At 38.4% G+C, this 19,493-nt stretch carries 20 protein-coding genes; 2 read left to right on the top strand and 18 right to left on the bottom strand.

Annotated elements, in window-relative coordinates:
- Positions 1 to 2: 2 nt before the first annotated feature.
- The 12 genes from M3610_RS10055 to M3610_RS10000 form a co-directional block, all read right to left on the bottom strand.
- Entirely contained in the window at positions 3 to 302 is a 300-nt protein-coding gene (locus M3610_RS10055; RefSeq protein WP_098571291.1) for a EutN/CcmL family microcompartment protein, read from the bottom strand.
- On the bottom strand, positions 299 to 1,051 hold the full coding sequence (locus M3610_RS10050) for a hypothetical protein (RefSeq protein WP_098571292.1): 753 nt from the start codon (positions 1,049 to 1,051) through the stop codon (positions 299 to 301). The genes M3610_RS10055 and M3610_RS10050 overlap by 4 nt, the downstream gene beginning before the upstream one ends.
- Entirely contained in the window at positions 1,051 to 1,710 is a 660-nt protein-coding gene (gene pduL, locus M3610_RS10045) for a phosphate propanoyltransferase (protein ID WP_098571293.1), read from the bottom strand. Before pduL ends, M3610_RS10050 begins: the two co-directional genes overlap by 1 nt.
- Positions 1,703 to 2,665: a DNA-binding transcriptional repressor DeoR gene (locus tag M3610_RS10040; RefSeq protein ID WP_098571294.1), complete on the bottom strand. Its 963-nt coding sequence runs from the start codon at positions 2,663 to 2,665 to the stop codon at positions 1,703 to 1,705. The genes pduL and M3610_RS10040 overlap by 8 nt, the downstream gene beginning before the upstream one ends.
- Positions 2,666 to 2,987: 322 nt before the next feature.
- A complete protein-coding gene (locus M3610_RS10035) occupies positions 2,988 to 4,343 on the bottom strand; it encodes an aspartate aminotransferase family protein (protein WP_251458883.1) in 1,356 nt (451 codons plus the stop codon).
- Between the two features lie 227 nt (positions 4,344 to 4,570).
- Positions 4,571 to 6,202, bottom strand: a complete 1,632-nt coding sequence (locus M3610_RS10030) for a PucR family transcriptional regulator (RefSeq protein ID WP_251458881.1) — start codon at positions 6,200 to 6,202, stop codon at positions 4,571 to 4,573.
- A gap of 123 nt (positions 6,203 to 6,325) precedes the next feature.
- Entirely contained in the window at positions 6,326 to 6,541 is a 216-nt protein-coding gene (locus tag M3610_RS10025; protein WP_098571296.1) for a hypothetical protein, read from the bottom strand.
- A 14-nt stretch (positions 6,542 to 6,555) separates the two neighbouring features.
- Positions 6,556 to 7,974, bottom strand: coding sequence for a dihydropyrimidinase (hydA, locus tag M3610_RS10020; protein ID WP_098571297.1), 1,419 nt, complete (start codon positions 7,972 to 7,974; stop codon positions 6,556 to 6,558).
- A 21-nt stretch (positions 7,975 to 7,995) separates the two neighbouring features.
- The gene (gene preA / locus M3610_RS10015; RefSeq protein ID WP_098571298.1) at positions 7,996 to 9,282 is read right to left on the bottom strand and encodes an NAD-dependent dihydropyrimidine dehydrogenase subunit PreA; all 1,287 of its coding nucleotides are present in this window, start codon (positions 9,280 to 9,282) and stop codon (positions 7,996 to 7,998) included.
- Between the two features lie 33 nt (positions 9,283 to 9,315).
- Positions 9,316 to 10,686, bottom strand: coding sequence for an NAD(P)-dependent oxidoreductase (locus M3610_RS10010; RefSeq protein ID WP_251458880.1), 1,371 nt, complete (start codon positions 10,684 to 10,686; stop codon positions 9,316 to 9,318).
- 633 nt (positions 10,687 to 11,319) lie between these two features.
- A complete protein-coding gene (locus M3610_RS10005) occupies positions 11,320 to 12,126 on the bottom strand; it encodes a uroporphyrinogen-III synthase (protein WP_098571299.1) in 807 nt (268 codons plus the stop codon).
- 12 nt (positions 12,127 to 12,138) lie between these two features.
- Entirely contained in the window at positions 12,139 to 12,819 is a 681-nt protein-coding gene (locus tag M3610_RS10000; protein WP_098571300.1) for an NAD(P)H-binding protein, read from the bottom strand.
- A 139-nt stretch (positions 12,820 to 12,958) separates the two neighbouring features.
- Here M3610_RS10000 and M3610_RS09995 point away from each other — a divergent pair, with 139 nt between their 5' ends.
- Positions 12,959 to 13,258: a hypothetical protein gene (locus M3610_RS09995; RefSeq protein ID WP_098571301.1), complete on the top strand. Its 300-nt coding sequence runs from the start codon at positions 12,959 to 12,961 to the stop codon at positions 13,256 to 13,258.
- Positions 13,259 to 13,455: 197 nt separating this feature from the next.
- Here the strand turns inward: M3610_RS09995 and M3610_RS09990 are convergent, their stop codons facing one another.
- The 3 genes from M3610_RS09990 to M3610_RS09980 form a co-directional block, all read right to left on the bottom strand.
- Entirely contained in the window at positions 13,456 to 14,229 is a 774-nt protein-coding gene (locus tag M3610_RS09990; protein ID WP_098571302.1) for a cobalamin-binding protein, read from the bottom strand.
- A gap of 83 nt (positions 14,230 to 14,312) precedes the next feature.
- Positions 14,313 to 14,915, bottom strand: coding sequence for a branched-chain amino acid aminotransferase (locus tag M3610_RS09985; RefSeq protein ID WP_098571303.1), 603 nt, complete (start codon positions 14,913 to 14,915; stop codon positions 14,313 to 14,315).
- Positions 14,916 to 15,025: 110 nt separating this feature from the next.
- Positions 15,026 to 16,567, bottom strand: coding sequence for a DHA2 family efflux MFS transporter permease subunit (locus tag M3610_RS09980; RefSeq protein WP_098571304.1), 1,542 nt, complete (start codon positions 16,565 to 16,567; stop codon positions 15,026 to 15,028).
- A 184-nt stretch (positions 16,568 to 16,751) separates the two neighbouring features.
- On the opposite strand from M3610_RS09980, the gene M3610_RS09975 reads away from it, so the two are divergent.
- Positions 16,752 to 17,672 carry a TetR/AcrR family transcriptional regulator gene (locus M3610_RS09975; protein WP_098571305.1) on the top strand — a complete coding sequence of 307 codons (921 nt, stop codon included), beginning with the start codon at positions 16,752 to 16,754 and terminating at the stop codon, positions 17,670 to 17,672.
- Between the two features lie 8 nt (positions 17,673 to 17,680).
- Here the strand turns inward: M3610_RS09975 and M3610_RS09970 are convergent, their stop codons facing one another.
- From M3610_RS09970 to M3610_RS09960, 3 genes are all read right to left on the bottom strand, one after another.
- Entirely contained in the window at positions 17,681 to 18,094 is a 414-nt protein-coding gene (locus M3610_RS09970; protein WP_098571306.1) for a hypothetical protein, read from the bottom strand.
- A 143-nt stretch (positions 18,095 to 18,237) separates the two neighbouring features.
- Positions 18,238 to 18,930 carry an LrgB family protein gene (locus tag M3610_RS09965; RefSeq protein WP_098571307.1) on the bottom strand — a complete coding sequence of 231 codons (693 nt, stop codon included), beginning with the start codon at positions 18,928 to 18,930 and terminating at the stop codon, positions 18,238 to 18,240.
- Complete coding sequence (locus M3610_RS09960) at positions 18,911 to 19,291, bottom strand: CidA/LrgA family protein (RefSeq protein WP_098571308.1); 381 nt, start codon at positions 19,289 to 19,291, stop codon at positions 18,911 to 18,913. Before M3610_RS09960 ends, M3610_RS09965 begins: the two co-directional genes overlap by 20 nt.
- Between the last annotated feature and the right edge of the window lie 202 nt (positions 19,292 to 19,493).

The raw sequence follows: 19,493 nt of genomic DNA, 5'->3' as shown, positions 1-19,493 counted from the left end.
GGTTAGTTACCTCCTTTATTAAAGGTTAAGGCCCCTTGAATTTCAATTTGATCAACAATACCGACGATTGCTGCATCAACAGGGACACCGTTTGTTATCTCTGTTTGTCTTGCCGAACTTCCGCTGACAAGTAAGACGACTTCTCCCACACCAGAGCCAACGGTATCAATGGCAACAAGCGGTTTTCCATCTTCTTCAATGCTCTTCAAATCAAGCGGCTGAACGATCATTAGTTTTTTTCCTTTTAATTTTTCCGCTTTTGTAGTTGATACAATGGAACCAACCACTTTACAAATGATCATAATGTCCCTCCTTTCGAGGAATCAATCGGCTTAAATTGAATCTTTAATTCCTTAGCCAGATCTATTGCTGAAGGTGTGACCCGGCTTTTTTGCGGAATCTCAATTTCCTTGAGTCCCTCCTGAAAAGCTCTTTCTACATGTTTTGCTAGAACGAGAGATTGCTTATCAAGGTAGGCTGCATATTGCTCGTCAACTGTATTAACCAATTTACTGAGCGGTACCCACTTGACCTGATCCATTTGGATTCTCCTTATGTAGGACTGTATCCGTTCCTGGACAGTTTGCGGGGCATGGATTTGTTGGTACACATTTGGTTCCACACCATTATTGGCGATGACAATCGGTTTACCTTTTAATTGATATTGGATAGCCACCCACGCTGCTGTCTCGTCATCCACCGTTAAGGCTAGTTTTGAAAGCAATCCGTACGATGCTTGAGGAATTACGAGAACGGAAGATTGATCAATCAGTGTTCCCAAATCCTCATCTGACATCTCCTCTAACAGCACACAAGAAAGCCCTTTCATTTTTTCTTGTAAAGGAAGCCATTCCTTTGTAATTAGCCACGTTACGTTATATGTATCTACCAGCTGGGTAACCGCTTCCAAAACAGTTATTGGATCGGAAGAATGATAACCTAATAGGATTGTAATTGGAGTATCCTTTTTAGGGTCCATTTTCTCTTTTAAGTAGGCTTCCACTACCTGCTGGACAAGCAGTTTAACCTGCGTTTTAACATCCACCAGCATTACTCCCCACCCACTTGTTTCGGAGTTTGGATGGAAATAATCTCACCCATTTGTCCATTTTTGATTCCAGCTGCATTGGCTTCATCCAGGTCAATATGCATTTCAAGCTTGAATTTAGGAGAAGTGCGAATTAAAACATTTGAAAAAATGATCCCGCGGACTCCATCCACTTTTACTTGAACAAGGTCCCCATCCTGAACGCCAAATGTTTCAGCATCACTCGTGTGCATATGAATGTGGCGAGCGGCAGAGATCAAGCCTTCACGAATGGTAATTTGCCCCCGTGGTCCTTGTATGGTAATTGATTCTGATCCGTTAATATCCCCAGAATTACGAATCGGCGGCTTGACTCCCAAGGTAAATCCATCAAATAATGATACTTCTACCTGTGTAATCCCCCTAGCAGGTCCGAGGACACGAACACTATGTATTCTCCCTTTCGGACCGATAAGGGTGACCGTTTCCTTTGCTGCAAATTGGCTGGGCTGTGACAAATCTTTTAACTTCGTTAATTGGTAGCCGTGTCCAAACAAACGCTCAACATGTTCAGGGGATAAATGGATATGCCGGTTAGATGCTGCAATGGGAACTGTCTTAGATTTCATAAGGGAGTTTTTGACAACCTCTTTGACGATCTCCCTAATTTTTTCTTTATTCATTTAGGTGCTCACCCCCAAAATCGAGTAATGCCCTGGCAGTATACTCATCGGTAATGAGGACATTGGCATGACGACCTTTTAACGCCCCATAGATGCCTTCGACTTTTTTGTTACCGCCTGCAATGAGGATACCATATTCTTTTTCCGCTAAATGTGAGAGTTCGATACCAATGGTTCGATCGTTCAATGTTTGATGACTAATATGGCCATTGATATCAATAAATCGAGAACAGATGTCACCGACAGTATAATTTTCCCTTAGTATTTCAATGTCACTGTCTAAAAAATATCCCGCATGCATAAGTGTTGATTGTTCACCAGGATCCCCAACAGTAAAAATGGCAATATTGGCTTGTTTGCCTAATTCCAATATTCTTTTAACATGTCGGTCTGCTATGATTGCCTGTTTGACCACAATGTGGTCTACGACGGCAGGTACCTGCAGAAAATGTGGAATTGTCTGAAATGCATGAGCAAGACCATTAACGATTTCTGATGCATAGGTATTGGATTCTGAGTAACTCACCCCACCATTTAGCTGGACAATTGTTACATCCTTTACATTCTTAGGTTGAATTTGTTTCACTAGTTGATATAAAGTTGTCCCCCAGGTAATCCCAATTGTATCGCCGCTTTGGACAATCTTATATAAATAATCTGCGGAAACCTCCCCCAGTTTCACTTTGATCAGTTCATCCTTAAATTCGGGAATCGATGCGACAATGCAATCCTTTAATTGAAACTTTTCCTTGATCTGCATAGCCAATTCCTGAACGTCTTCAGCGGGATCGCATATTTTTATATGGACTACTCCTTCTTCAACAGCTTGAACTAGAAGCCTAGATACGGTGGGGCGGGAAATACCCAACTTTTTCGCAATTTCCTGTTGGCTGTAGTCTAATTGATAATACATCCTAGCCACTTCCACCAGGCGTGAAATCCTTTCATCCGCCATCTTTTATTCACCTAATTTTCAATGTTATTAAACTCATTTTTCACAAAAAGTAAACGGTTACAACGTTTTGTAAAAAAGAAATTAACATTTGTTCAATCTGAATATCTAAGTTATGAAATTATGTAAAATCAAATTGAACATTTGTTAATTTAATTATAACCGACGTAAATCATCTGTCAATCATTCTATCAAAAGATTTCGACATTTAATTACTAGATTCTTTATATCCTTAGATACTTTTTAACCTATTACATTTCTCCTCATGAAAAAAAGAACCCATGTATGTACACAATTGTATATACATGGGTTCTCATTTTTTTAGTTAACGTGTCTTCTGGAGGGATTCGGTAAGTGTTTTCACAAGGAAAGTTAGATCCACCTGTTTGATTGTTAATGGCGGGGCAAGTGTTAACACATTATTGTATCCAGCTACGGTTGCGCCGTTCTTTCCAATGATAATCCCTTCCTGCTTACAGTTGGCAATGACTTTATTGACAAGGTCATTAGAAAGTGGTTCCTTGGTCCGCTTATCCTTCACTAGTTCAATTCCAATTAACAGCCCTTTTCCACGAATGTCCCCTACATATGGATGATCTTGTAAAAGATTCCTTAAATCGTTTAATAGCTGAGCCCCTAAATCTCGAGAACGATCAAATAATTTTTCAGTTTCCATAATCTCGAGATTTTTTAAAGCGAGCGCACATGCCGCTGGATTCCCCCCAAATGTATTGACGTGACGGAAGTAATCATATTCTTCTGTACCTTTAAATGCTTCGTATATGTCTTTGCGGACCGCTGTTGCAGAAAGAGGCAAATAGGCACTTGTGATCCCTTTTGCCATTGTGATGATATCGGGTTTCACGCCATAGTTCATATACCCGAAAGGCTTACCTGTACGGCCAAACCCGCAAATAACCTCATCAACTATGAGCAGCGCCCCGTGTTTTTCACATACTTCTTTTGCGGCTTTCATATAGCCATCCGGCGGAATGAGGACACCTCCGCCCGTAATAATCGGTTCCATAATCATTGCGGCTATCGTTTCACTTAACTCCCATGTCATCGTCCGATCGATTTCTTTTACCGAGGATAGTTCATTTGGATCGTTGACATTTATATCATCCCGGTAGGAATCAGGTGGTGAGACATGGATAAATCCTGGTGCAAGCGGTTCGTACTTGTACTTTCGCTGTGCCTGGCCGGTCGCTGCGAGTGCCCCCATCGAATTTCCATGATAAGCACGATAGCGGGAAACGATTTTGTAACGGCTTTGTTCACCCTTTTGCTGGTGGTACTGCCTTACGATTTTAAAGGCCGCTTCATTTGCCTCAGAACCGCTGTTAGAGAAAAAGATAACATACTCATCGCCTAACATTTGGTTCAACTTTTCAGCGAGTTTTATGGCTGGAACATGGCTTTGTGAAAGTGGAAAATAGGCCATTTCCTTCAGCTGTTCATAGGCTGCCTCAGCTAATTCGGTCCTTCCATAACCAATATTCACACACCAAAGGCCGGCCATCGCATCTAAATACCGTTTTCCATCAGCATCAGTTACCCATGAGCCCTCTGCCTTTGCTGCAACCAATGTGGCTTTTGGATTATAAGGTTTCATGGAGTGCCAGACATACTTTTCATCCTGTTCCAACAAAGTTTCTTGTGAACGACTCGTTTGAACCATCTTTTTCCCTCCATTACTTGTACTTTTTAATTCTTTAAAACAGACGTATCTCATTTTGATGCATTCATATATATAGATAAACCTCCTAATTTTTATCTCTTTTTATAAAATTTTCTAATAATATAAACCTTCTAAACTCATTTTCTCGTATCCAAAGCATACATTCATTAGACACAATGTGAAATGAGGCAGAGTATTTCTTTGACGATATGAGCAACTATCAGCCATTATTCCAATATTTGATATTTAGGATAATTTATACTGGATGGGGAAGATGCTAAATAGTCTTGTACCAGCAGCATAAATTCAATGGCAACTCGTTTTTCATGTTCCATAAAGTCTTCACCGAGAATGCTTTCAAGCTTTTGCAAGCGATGATAAAGTGTCTGCCTGACTATAAAAAGCTTGCTCGCCGCCTCCTGTTTTGAGCCATTGCACTCTAAATATACCTTTAATGTCTCTAACAACTTGCCATTATATTTCTGATCATAATGAATCACTGGCTGTAAATACTCTGCAGCAAACTCTTGTAGATTGATATGTTTACTCGTTTGCGAGATCAACCGATATAAATGCAAATCTTCATAAAAATAATAGTCAGCTTTATTAGACATCTTTTGCTGAATTCGCTGAGTTTCTTTTGCAGTTTGATAACTTTTATGTATTTCATTTAAATTTCCGATAAAACTTCCAGCGGCAATCATTATTTTCACTGAACATTGTTTTCTAATAAACTCTGATTCAAGTATGGATTCGATTGCTGTTTTCATTCGTTCCTTTACATTCTTCTTGGTCCGGTTGTTTACCAGTATGAACGTTATTTCATTTCTTTTTTCAACAGAAAACACCGTGAAACCATTTTGTTCCAGGACCGAACGAAATAATAGTTTTAAATACGTTACATCTTGAGTAATTTTCTCTTTAAGGGGAATAAGCCTAGTAATTAAGACTACAGCTTCATTGGTTTTTGTTTTGACCCGATTTTGCGCAAAATATTCACTAATGCTTTCGGGGGAATGTTCACCTTCAAGCCAGCCATACAACCACTCAAACTCCTCGACACGCTTTTTTTCTTCAACATACATATCTCGTAATAAATGCTGTGCCAGCGCTGTAGCAGTCCGATCTAAAATCAATACATCGTATTCAGTGATTGGTAGATTTTTAGAATAAATAAATAACTCCGCACATTCTTGCCCAAATAAGAAAATAGGTTGGGAGGCAATGTTATCACATGGGTCTGTTTTATATGTCTTGAGCTGGTGAATGACTGTTTTTTGTTCGAGTAGATTGATGTCTGGAATAAATTCATAATCCTCATTTTTCAAACGAAAAATAACTTGTAAATCCAGAGAAGAATACAAACATTTTAGTATATCTTCATAACTTTCAATCGTTAACAGTCGTTTATTTAGGCTTTGGGAGTAATTTTCCAAATCAGATATCTTTTGGTATTGCTGATTAATAATCAGCGAGTGAATATCTTGAGTGATTTGTACAAACGGAACTTCCTTTGAAAAAACGATGATGGGGAAATTATGCTCATTAGCAACTTGTATGACCTCCGCAGGAATCTCTGTGATGTAAGTTCCCATTTCAATACATAATCCTGCAGCTTGGTTATCAAGAAACTCTTTTACCATCGAAACAAATAAGTTCGTATTCTCCCTCCAAGCAATCCCTGTTGAAAGAATAAGTTCATTTCCATTAAGAAGATTACGAATACTCGTGGCCTCGACAACATGAACCCATTTGACAAATCGTTTAATACCTTTTTCTCCCGCAATAACGTGGGATTGTTCAAAGTTCTTTCGCTTTAAGATATCTGCCACTGTTAAATGGAAATGGTCTTTAATCATTTGGTTCTCCTTAGAAAATATCATCAAAAATATTGGTTTAAAAAGGATTGGCCTTGCAACCAATCCTTTCATTTATTTCTAATGAATGATAGGGAAGTATACCTTTATTTCTCTAGGCATGGACTAGCTGGTGTGGTTTTGCTTTAATAATAGACTAGTAAAATACTTACGGGCATTTGCTGTTCCAATCTTAAGTATTTCGGTTATATTTCCGTTTGGGTGGACAAATTCAACGGTGGCCCCGTTTAGATGTTCATTTACACCACTGATCTGATACCCCTTTTGGATAAGAAAATCAATTTTATCTCTTTCATCTAAAAATTGCTGATAATCTGACATCCAAGCTCCCCCTATTAGATTGATAGTGTTTCGCTTTGGTTGACAAGTGCATTTTTATTATATTTGGCTCGCTTCAAATATTGGCCCGAACCTGGTTTACCTACAAACTGCTTGTCACGGACAACAAATTCCCCACGGGACAATACGGAAACTGGTTCACCAGTGATCTTCATTCCTTCGAATGCGTTATAATCCACAGCCATATGGTGGGTTTCAGCCGAAATTACTCGTTCGATATTCGGATCAAAAATCACAAGGTCTGCATCTGCCCCAACGGCGATTGTCCCTTTTTTCGGGAATAAACCAAATAGCTTCGCACTTCTAGTGGAAGTAATATCGACAAATTGATTTAGACTAATCCGTCCTTTTTTCACTCCCTCAGAGAATAAAACCGACAAACGATCCTCAATAATCGGGCCTCCATTCGGAATTTTAGTAAAATCATCTCTTCCTAAATCTTTCTGCCCTTTAAAATCAAAGGAGCACTGATCGGAGCCGAGAGTTTGCAGTTGACCGCTCTTCAAAGCATTCCATAAAACATCTTGATTCCACTTTTCTCGAAGCGGCGGAGACCAAACATATTTTGCTCCTTCGAAATTCGGTTTCTCTAAGTAGCTTTGATCAAGGACTAAATATTGCGGGCACGTTTCCCCCCAAACATCAAACCCTTTGCTGCGTGCTTTAGCAATTTGTTCTACTGCATCCGCACAGGAGACATGGACCACATATAGCTGTGAGTTAGCAAGCCCCGTGAAATTTGCGGCACGTCCAGTCGCTTCCCCCTCTAATTCTGGAGGTCTTGTTAAAGCATGGTAAATTGGCGCAGTATTCCCTTCATCAAGGGCTTTCTTGGTTAAGTAATCAATGACATCTCCGTTTTCTGCATGGACCATCACCAAGGCACCGTGTTCTTTTGCGGAAATAAGTGTTTTAAACAAGGTTTCATCATCTGCTTGGAATACATTTTTGTATGCCATAAATACCTTAAAGGAAGTAATACCTTCTTCATTAATTACCTGTGGAAGTTCACCCAGGACATCTTCATTGATTTCTGAAATCATTAAATGGAACCCATAATCAATGACAGCTTTCTCTTTCGATTTATCATGCCAGGTTTGAATAGAATTTTTCAGGGGCTCACCCTTGTTGGTTAAGCAAAAATCAATAACCGTTGTCGTACCCCCGAAGGCAGCTGCAATCGTGCCTGACTCAAAATCATCCTTTGTTACCGTTCCGCCAAAAGGCATGTCGAGGTGAGTGTGTGGATCAATCCCGCCCGGAAAAACAAAACAGCCCTTTGCGTCAATAACTTCCGCACCGATCGCTGATAAATTCGAGCCGATTTGGGTGATCTTGCCGTCCTCGATTAATATTTCTCCTTGATATGTGTCAGCAGCGGTAACAATCGTGCCATTTTTGATTATTTTTTTCATCGATAATTCCCTCCGTATCATTTATTTGATAATATCTGCTTTAAATTGGGCTACGCCGCTTAAGGCAGCTTGACGTTCATTCCAAGTCATTGGTGCTAATTCCCTCGTGGCCTCCACCATGTCAATGGCTCCATCAACTGGACAAACAATCGAGCATAAATTACAGCCGACGCAATCTTCTTCACGCACCTTGAGGTAACTCTTTCCATTTTCGTCTGTCAGCATATCGATACATTGGTGCGAAGTATCTTCACAGGCAATGTGGCATTTATTGCAATTAATACAAACATCCTTATTGATTTGAGCAACGATATTGTAGTTTAAATCCAAATTGCCCCAATCAGAGAATCTAGGAACGGATTTCCCAATGATATCAGAAACCGAAGCAATCCCTTTGCTATCGAGGTAATGGCTAAGACCTTCAATCATGTCCTCGACAATGCGGAAACCATGGTGCATAGCGGCTGTACAAACTTGTACACCAGTTGCACCCATCAACATAAACTCAACGGCATCCTTCCAGTTAGAAATCCCCCCAATCCCTGAAATTGGAACGTTAATTCGTGGATGTCTTGCACATTCTGCCACCATATTCAAAGCAATTGGCTTTACTGCAGGTCCACAATAACCGCCGTGTGCTCCTTTTCCGGCAACATGGGGAATGGTATTCCATGAATCAAGGTCGACCCCCATCAAGCTATTAATCGTATTAATCATAGAAATCGCATCAGCACCACCATTACAAGCCGCTTCGGCCGTCGCTGTTATATCGGTAATATTTGGCGTTAATTTTACAATAACAGGTGTCTTAGCTACTTCCTTCGCCCAATAGGTTTGCCTTTCAACTAAGGCTGGTACCTGACCGGAAGCAGAACCCATGCCACGCTCAGCCATCCCGTGTGGACATCCGAAATTTAACTCAAGCCCATCTACCCCGACATCCTCAACACGTTTAACAATCTCATGCCACTTTTCTTGCTTCGGTTCCACCATGAGTGAGGCAATAATGGCATGGTTTGGAAATCTCTTTTTCGTTTCATAGATTTCTTTTAAATTAACATCTAATGGTCTGTCAGTTATTAGTTCAATATTATTAAAGCCTGCCACTCTTTGTCCGTTAAAACTTACAGCAGCAAACCTTGAAGATACATTCAGAATAGGATCACCCAGCGTTTTCCAAACTGCCCCACCCCACCCTGCTTCAAAGGCTCTCTGTACTTGATAGCCAGAGTTGGTCGGCGGTGCTGACGCAAGCCAGAACGGGTTCGGAGATTTAATCCCTGCAAGATTAGTACGTAAATCAGCCATTTATTTTTCTCCTCTCTATTTTCATTTGAGATATTAGTTTGACATCCCTACGAAGGAAAATTGCTTATGAATCGCATAAGCAACATCTTTACCTTGTTGTGCAGCCGTAACAACCATGGCGTCACCATTGCCTTTTCCAAACACAACATCTCCGCAGGCAAATACTTTAGGGTTGGAAGTTTGTAAGGTTTCAGAGTCGACCTTGACTACCCCGCCATTATGCTCGATGCCGAACTCTTCAATCAGTTTGAGGTGTCTGGTCTGACCAATTGCTTTCACCACAGCATCGACCGGCAGGACATGCTCTGACCCCTCAATGGCTGTTGGACGTCGTCGACCATCTTTTTCAGGTTCGCCAAGTTCCATTTTGATACACTCAATGCCAGTCACCCTACCAGTTTCATCACCAATAATCTTTTTTGGAGCCGTCAACCAGCGGAATTCCACACCGTCCTGTTTGGCAAATTCATATTCAAAGTCGTAAGCGGTCATTTCTTCTTCCGTTCTTCGATATAAGATTTTGACGTTTTCTGCCCCTAATCGGACAGAACAAGTTGCCCCATCTATCGCGGTATTTCCGGCCCCAATGACAACAATGCGTTTTCCAACAAAATCTTCAGATAACTGACCGCTTTTGGTTGCTTTGACAAATTCAATCGCATCATATACACCCTCTAGGTTTTCACCTTCCACGCCAAGGTTTGGTACATGAGCCATACCTACTGCCAGGATAATATAATCAAAATTTTCCGTGATCTCTTCTACAGAAATATCCTTACCGACCAACGTGTTAGTTCTAATATCGACATTCAATTTCTCAACCTGTTCAACTTCCCAGAAGGAAATTCTTTGCGGTAATCGGAAAGATACAATTCCGTACGTATTTAAACCGCCCGCTTTCTCAGAACCTTCGAAAATTGTAACCTCGTATCCTAGCCTTGCCAGTTCTCTAGCTGCGGATAGTCCCGCTGGCCCCCCGCCGATGACAGCCACTGTCCTACCATTGGCCTGACCTGGTTGAAAAAGTGTTTGATTATTTACCATTGCCCAATCAGTAGCATATCTTTGTAAATTACCAATCATAATTGGTTTAGTAGAGTGATTCAGCACGCAAGCACCTTCACATAATTCTTCAGTAGGACATACTCGCGAACAACTTGCACCAACAGGATTGGATGACATGATTGTTTTGGCAGATCCTAATAAGTTTCCTGAAGCAATTTTTTTAATAAAAGTAGGAATATCAATACCTGTTGGACAGGCTTTAATACACGGAGCATCGTAACAATAGAGGCAGCGATTGGATTCTTCCACAGCCTCACGGTTTGTAAGCCCACTTTCCACTTCTAGAAAGTTTTTTTCAAGATTAGATAAGGAAATACGCTGCATTTTATCATTCGCCATAAAGAAACCTCCTTCATTTATATACCGATTTTTAAAACTTTTTGAAGGCAGAAAGTTGTCCTGTTTTTTTACTGAGATTAGAATGTAAGCGCTTTATAAATATGATACTACCAAAAAGGGACCAACTCCTTTTGTTCATATATGTATTTTGCAGAAAATTCTGCATCCTAATTTAATTTTACAGACTGTAAATAGGCATTTCACCTGACAATCTGTAAAAGAATGCATGCAATATATTAACCATTATGTAAAAAAGTAAGATGTCTCCTAAGAATGTAGAATCAGAGAGGGTACATTGATGTATGTAAGCATTAAAAGGAATATTGGATAAAGTTTTCATAGAGGGCAGGATTTTTTTGTATTCTTTTCTGATACTTTTTCAATTTAACATAATGATATCAAAAAAAATGTAATATTATATCGAATTGTCAATTTTTCTTACATACTTTATTTGGTGGCCTTGTAGAGTTTGATTACCTGAATTTTACATGTTTAATAGGACTTCCTCTCTCTTATAAAAACAAAATCTTTGATAAAGTATGAGTAAAAACTTCTCGACATTTTCTACTACTTAGGAATTCCGGTCTTTTAAAAAAAAAGTACCCACCTTAAAGGAGGTACACTTAAATCAGATTAATTCAAAAAATATTTAGCTAACTCGACCACCATAGCTCCCATTCTTTCCTTCTCAGGGACCACAATTCTTTCGATTCCCTCATCTTTTAAAGCTGCTTCGGTTACTTTCCCAACCGCACCAGCAACTACCTTTTTATTGAAAGCGGTCACGATATCTGCATAGATATTATGTTCTCTCGAGTATTCAAAAAGCGAGTGGACCTGGGTAGCTGTGGTAAAGCAAACCGCGTCACACTTATTGAACTGCAGTTCATGTATTAACCGAACTACTACCTCTTTATCTGGTGCAATATGCTGATATGGAAGAATTTTTTCTACAGTTGCCCCACGCTCTTCTAAAAATTTTGTTAACGCAGGTGCTGTTTCACCATGGAGTTGAACCATAACTCTTGTTCCCGAGAAATCAACGGATTCGAGTGCTAGTGCTAATCCTTTTGTTGTTCCATCCACATCGACCACAAGTGGTTTTAGATCATATTTTTTCAGTGCAGACAGTGTTTTGTATCCTCTCGAGGCGATCTTGGCCTCACGGATATTCTTTAAAAATAAATCACTTAATCCAAGTTTTGCAGCTAAATCCACAAGTGTTTCAAAGCCAATTCCAGTGGTGAAAATCACCCAATCCGCCCCATTTTCCACGAAATCACGTATATCTGGTTCTACTTCTTTCTCTGCTAAAAATACTGTCCCTTGAAGGGGTCGAACGAGAGGAACACCTCCTTGTTTTTCAATTAGTGTACTTATTTCTTCTATCTTTCGCGAACCACAGATAACGACTTTCTTTCCGGTCAAACCCTTTTCCATTGTACATACCTCTCAGACTAATTTTTCTTTTGCGATTTGTTCGATCTTATGCGAAGGATAAACATTCATCCCACTTTTACCAACTTTCGCTACTACTGCCATTGCCGTTGCAACGTTTTTAGCTTCAATGGCTTTATAAGGTCGTAATGGACCAACCATGAGTACATTGATAATGGCACTTGTTTTTGCGGCAATTTTTTCTCCGAAACGAAATTCTTTTCTGTCCCCTAATAAAAGTGATGGCCTAAAAATATGTAGAGATGGTAAACTTAAATTATCTAAAGATTCTTCCACTTTACCCTTTACTCGATTATAAAAAATACTTGATTTAGCATTTGCTCCCATTGCAGTGATAATAAGAAATTTCTCTACCTCACAAATTTTCGCTATTTTAGCTGCCTCGACCGGATATTCATAATCTACTTTTCGAAATGCTTCTTTACTTTTTGCTTTTTTAATGGTCGTTCCTAAACAGCAAAAAACGTCCGTTACCTGAAATAATTCTCGGTATGTATGAAGTTCCTCAAAATTAACAACATGCACTTCACATGTAGGATGATGACTTACAATTGGTCTTCGTACTAACAAATGGATTTTTTCATAGGTTTTTTGTTGGATGAGGATATTTACCAATTCTTTTCCTACTAGTCCAGTAGCACCTAGTATTAGCGCTGTTTTTCTTTTGTTTTCCATATCTAGACTCCTTTTATTCCAACCAACTGCCTTATTAAGATTATTACACAAACTTTGAATTAATAGGTGGATTTTTGTTCAATTATTTTCAGATTGGACATACTTATGAATGTGAATTTTTAATAAGGGAGGAACATATATGCCAAACGATTTTCAATTTAGTAATTTTATTAATGAGGTTTCACTGCAAACAAAAATGGAAAATGTGTGGAGTAATACCTGTGGGTCATGGCAAAATTGCAATGAAGACACCATCCAATCTTTCTTAGCTCAGTGCCTTGATTATAATATTGATCCACAATACTGTATGAGCTGGGTCGAGCAGCATAAGGATATCATACCTGATTGGACGAGTGTATCTGAAACCTCGCTGGGATGGATAAACGAACATACTTCAACAGGTTCGGCAATCTCGATTTCAAAGGAGGATCTTAGTTGAATTTTAGGGAGGGCTACTAATCCCTCCTTTTTCATTTTAGACGGTAAAATCATCTTTTGTAATCTTTTCATTTACCCTAATGAGGATAATTACACTCCTCTGGGAAATGAAAGACAGTTTTATTTACCGTTTAGTGAATTTTTATCTCCATATGGGCAATGAATGACCTGTTCATTTGCCCTAAACATCACAAGTATTCAGTGAATTCTATGGATTAACTCTACTAATCTTTCTAAACCAACAATGAGTCTTGGGGAGGGTCTGCAGTAGAGCTCTTCCTCAAGAATTATAATTCGATCATCACTTTCATATCCTAGTTTTTCAAATCCTTCACGCTTCTTAACAATACTTTTGTGGATTTTTTCTTTTCTCACTCCTACCCAAGCAAGACAAATGAAATCAGGTTCACGGCATAATACATCCTCCCATTCCGTTTGAACGCTTGCTAAATCCACATCCTGAAAAATATTCGCTGCTCCAGCAGCCTCAGAAATCTCCGTGAGCCAGTTTCTTTTACCTGGGGTAAAAATTGGCTTTGGCCACCATTCCCAGTACAATTTTGGCTTGTAATATTGATTTGCACTTCTCTGTTTAACTTTATCAAGGCGAAAACGAAATTGCCTTACTGCTTCTACTCCAAGTTTATGCTCTCCGAGTGCTTCAGCCGTTATCATTAAGTCATTTTCAATGTCTGTTAGTGATTGCGGATTTAACACAAGGTGTGGAATTCCACGTATCTGTAAAGCTTCCACATTTTTCTCCATCCCTGGAACACTTAAAGATGCAAGGACCAAATCTGGTTTTAATTCTTCAACCAAATCCATATTAATTGACAAATCAGGACCTAATTTAGGCAGACTTTCAATTGAAGCCGGCCAATCGGAAAAATCGTCGACTCCTACCAACATGTGTGTTAAACCGAGATATTCAATAATTTCTGTATTACTCGGGCATAAGGAAATGACTCGCATCTTTTAATATCTCTCCTCCCTATTTAGCGATTAATCATAAAACGCATGGATATCAATTACTATCCATGCGTCTTTGACCAAGTTTATTTCCGTTCACCTTCGACCGCTTCCACCAACTGAAATAAAAAGCGGTAAATGAGTTGAAATGCCTCACCTATGGTTAACTCTTCCTTGTAATCCTCGACAAAATTTAAGGCGAAATTCAAATTCCATAAGCCGTCATCTTGACTGAACATTAAATCAAATTTCGCTTCATCCCCGTTTAGGAGGCTATTTAAATTTTCCCTTAATGATTTTTCAAATTTCTTTTGCAGCTTTAAACCTAACATAACATCATAGGTCCCAAAGACATCATCTGCTTCTAAAGAAACAGCTTCGACACTTATTAAATCAAACCAATTTGATTCAACGTAAATAAACTCATTTTTATGCTTTTTTAAGTAATCAAGACGCTCATTTAAAAATGCTGATGATTCATTCTTCAACATGTTTTCTGTTTCTTTATCACACCGCTCAATGTATGCGTCAGCGAATCGGATACTCGCATCTTTCTCTGAAAGTTGAAGGTTTCCAGCTAGTTGGTTTTTTTCAGCATACTCCTTTTCTTCTTTAAAAAGTGTGATTGCCCCTGTCTTTTGATTGGATTGCCTTTCATCTATGTATTGTAGGATATGGTCTTTTATCATCTAAATTGCTCCTCCTTATTTTCACAGTTCCTTGTTCTCCTTATTCTACTATAAAATGAAAGGAAACAAAAAAATAGAGGTGACTTTATAGTCACCCCCATTATTTATGATTAATTTTCCGCTAATTTAGCCTTTACATTCTGTGTAGAAGGTTTTACATCCCCTGGATCTTCCGCTTGCTTCGCGCGTTTTATAAATAACGCTAGCACCAATGCAAGACCGGCGATGAAGACTGTAACAAAGAATGCATCATTTATACCCTCTAACATGGCCTTCATTTGAATATCATGCTGCATTTTTAATTGCATCGCTTCTGTAATTTTTACTGACGGATCTGCTGGCATTGCCTTTTTAGCTGCTGCAATTAATTCTGTTGCATGAGATTTCGCACGGTTTGTCATCACTGTGACCAACAATGCCGTACCAATCGCACCAGATACTTGAGACATCGTATTGTTCATCGCTGTACCGTGTGGATAAAAGCGAGCTGGTAACTGATTCAAACCGTTCGTTGTCACTGGCATGTTAACCATTGACATCCCAAACATGCGGATTGTATATAAAATAATTAAATGAGTATATGTTGTTTCAAGTGTTAATTTACTAAACATATAACTTGTTACCACAGTAATCCCTAAACCAATAATGGCTAACGTACGTCCACCAAATTTATCGAATAATTTCCCTGTTATTGGCATCATAATTGCCATTGAAATCGCACCTGGCAGTAACAATAAACCAGCATCTAAAGGAGAAATTCCTCGAATTGTTTGGACATAAATTGGTAAGAGGATCATCCCTGAAAACATCGCCATCGTAACAATCATAGAAATAGCAGATGATAAAGCAAACATTGGGTATTTATAAATCCGGAAGTTAAGAAGTGGTCGTTCTTGACTTAATTGACGAAGGATAAATATTACTAAACAAATAACACCGATTGCGAGGGTACCGTAGACCTCAAGACTATCCCATCCTTTTGTACCTGCTTTACTAAATCCATAAAGAATTCCACCGAATCCAACACTTGATAACACCACAGATAGGAAATCCAAGCGGATATCGACTTTCTCCTTCTTATCTTTAAGTAAGAAAACTCCAAGTAAAACAACAACAATCGCGATTGGTGTGACAAAATGGAAGAGCATTCTCCAGTCATAGTGTTCAATAATCCAGCCCGATAATGTTGGTCCAATGGCTGGAGCAAACATTAACACTAAACCAAAAACCCCCATCGCCATTCCACGTTTTTCAACTGGGAAACTGGTTAACATAACGTTCATTAACAATGGCATCATGATCGCTGACCCTGAAGCCTGAACCATTCGACCCGTTAATAATAATGGAAACGCATGGGCAAAACCTGCTAAAATGGTTCCTGCTGTAAACAAAATCATTGCAGCTAAGAATAACTGGCGAACAGAAAATTTTTGAATTAAGTAGGCTGATAAAGGAATGAGAATTCCGTTCACTAACATAAATCCAGTTGTCAGCCATTGAACTGTAGCTGCTTCAATCTCTAAATCCTTCATGATTGAAGGCAATGCTATATTAAGTAATGTGTTATTTAAGAAAGCAATAAAAGCTCCAACCATTAACACGGCAAGGATTCCGTACGGTGGTTTGCTAGTCTTTTTTATGGTTTGATCCATTAAATTTCCCCCTATAATAAATGTTCAAATTTTTATACCCCTGTTTCACACTTACATAATAATATACGCTCAGTTCAACTTTTGCAATTAAAAAAACCTGAAAAATTATGGATTTGTAATCATGTATTAAATAATGTACTATATTTTTATACTATTAGTACAATTTGAAATAAGTGGTGATTTTATGAATGACCGAAAACTGCATGTGGTAAATATGGCTCATCAATTATTTATCGAAAAAGGATTTCAAGCAACGTCTATTCAAGATATTTTAGACTATAGCGGGATTTCCAAAGGAACATTTTATAATTATTTTTCGTCTAAAAGCGAATTATTAATCGCTATTTATAAAACAATTTACAAGAAACTAGAAAAGGACCGAAACGATTTATTAATCGGTCAAAACCCGGCCAGTATTGAGATTTTCATTAAGCAAGTGGAATTACAAATGATTTCTAATAGGAAAAACAAATTACTTGCCCTTTATGAGGAAGTACTAGCATCAAATGACGCAGATCTCAAACAATACATCAAACGGGCGCGTTTAAATTCGCTTCGTTGGTATTACAATCGGTTTATCGACATCTTCGGTGAAGACAAAAAACCATTTCTCTTGGACTGTGCGATTATGTTTCAAGGGATAATCCAATATAATATTCAATACAATCGATTGGCCCATGAATCGGGTGAAAAAGTAAGTAGTGTGGTCCGCTACTGCGTCGCGCGAATGGTTAAAATGGTTGATGAAGTGGCTGAATCAGGGGATCAATTAATCGAACCTAAAACTTTAGAAAAATGGGTCCCTGATTGTCCAAAAAACAATCATGAAATATTAACCCAGTTGACGAAATTAGCCTTAACAATAAGGACGTCAATAACCAAGAGTATTAAGGATTTAAGTGAGCAAAACAAATACCATGAACTTTTAGATTTTATACAAGAAGAAATCATCCATACAAGATCCCCAAGAAAGTTTCTTATTCAAAGTGCCTTTCTATCTTTAAAGCAAAACCCAGCTTCACTTTGGAAAAAAGAACTTGAGCAGCTTGATGAACTGATTGAGGCTTTTTATAGTTCTAGTGAGTCGGAAGATACAAACCCCTAATCTAAGGATTAGGGGTTTGTATATGTAAGGCTTTTATTATTTGAAAAGCGTTGTTGAATTTCCCAAATAAAATAATTCCTAGAATATTGTTTTACAACTACGATTGCATCTTCACCATTTTTTGTAAATATAAGCCCTGATCCCATCTGTTCTTGAAACTTCCACCCTTTTGATTTCATATATTTTTTTACAACATTATAATGGCTATTTCCGTTACTTTCTGATAAGTATTTGCTTCGTTTCTCAGTTTTTGAGAAAAGTTCAAATTCAGAATCAGATAAGTGAAGCTTTATAGCAGAAATCATTAATGGGATGGGATTCCCCTCCTGAAAAAGTGCAGAACCAAAACTACTGACAACTATTACAGATCCTATGACCGAAACGATCACTAAGGTAATCGCCATTTTTCTAATCCACTCCACCCGTTCGCCTCCCTATATAACTCGTTATATAATTTGACGAGGGATGGATAATTTTGGTTTCGGATAGAAATATTACATTTTCGTTAAAATAGTTTTTAGGATGGACGGCTAATATTAAAATTTCCGATAAAATAGGATATTTTTTAAAGGTAAAGTTGTAAGAATAGGGGGATCATAACAGACATGACCAACGCAGAGGTAATCATAGCAATACTCCCCATGACCCCCTCTATTTCTCCCCATTCAAAGGCACGGTTGGCACCAATTGCTTGAGCAGATGTTCCTAACGCTAACCCCTTAGCAATTCTACTTCTAATCCTAGTTACATTTAAAAGAAAGGGACCAATCATTAATGAAAATATCGCAGATATACAGACAAATAAAATCGTCAGTGACGGAATCCCTCCTAATGTCTGGGATACTGATAAGGCAATTGGAGCAGTGACCGATTTTGGAATAAGAGACAACATTATTTCCTTATTCATGTGCAAAAACTTCGTCAACAAGATAATTGAAAATACACCCGTTAATGTGCCAGGCATGACCGCCCAGAAAATAATCAGGAAATTTTTCTTAATAATTCTCACATGTTTATATAAGGGAACTGCCAGTGACACGGTGGCAGTTCCTAATAAAAGGGAGAATAATCCTGTTCCAGATGAATATTGGGCCACTTGTACATGAGAAAGTGTCAATAAACACATGATGAACACTGTTACCGTATATAACGGATTTAACCATGGCTTTTTATAAGCTTTAAATACCTTATTCCCTGCTGCATAACTTATAACAGTTATGCCGGTACACAACAATATATTAGAGATTATTGTTCCCATTTTGTTTCCTCCATTTCCTTTTCGTTTCTAAATACTCAGCAATAAAAGCTGTCACAAGAAGAACAACCAAGCTGCTTGCTGCTAGGATGATGGCTAATTTGATTCCTTCTACTCTAAAAATCCCTGCAAAATGCCATACACCTATTATGAAAGGAATAAAAAAAAGTGTTATATGTTTAATATGCAGCTGGGCTGCTGTTTCGACCCATTGGAGCTTACATAAACCCGACACCAATGCAATAAATAAAAGTGCCATTCCAACAATACTTCCAGGGACAGGAAGTTCAAGCCAAGTAACGATCCTTGTTCCAGTTAAATATATAACCAATATTGTGAGAAACTGAGCAATAGTACGAACCATTCGGCTCACCCCCTGTTTTAAATTTAACCACCCATTTTTTTTATGGGTTCACAATTAATTTCTCTAACGTCAGTATTACACAACTATTTGAGTTTTTCTGTATACATGGAATAATTTCTAACATGAATTTTATTAAAGCGATTAAATTGTTGTTAGATAAACTTCCTTTTAATTCCGTGTTCCCGATGATTAATAAAAAACC

It is taken from the genome of Neobacillus sp. MER 74 (assembly GCF_023714155.1).
The sequence above is the reverse complement of the archived record's forward strand: the minus strand, read 5'-3'. Positions and strand labels throughout refer to the sequence as shown.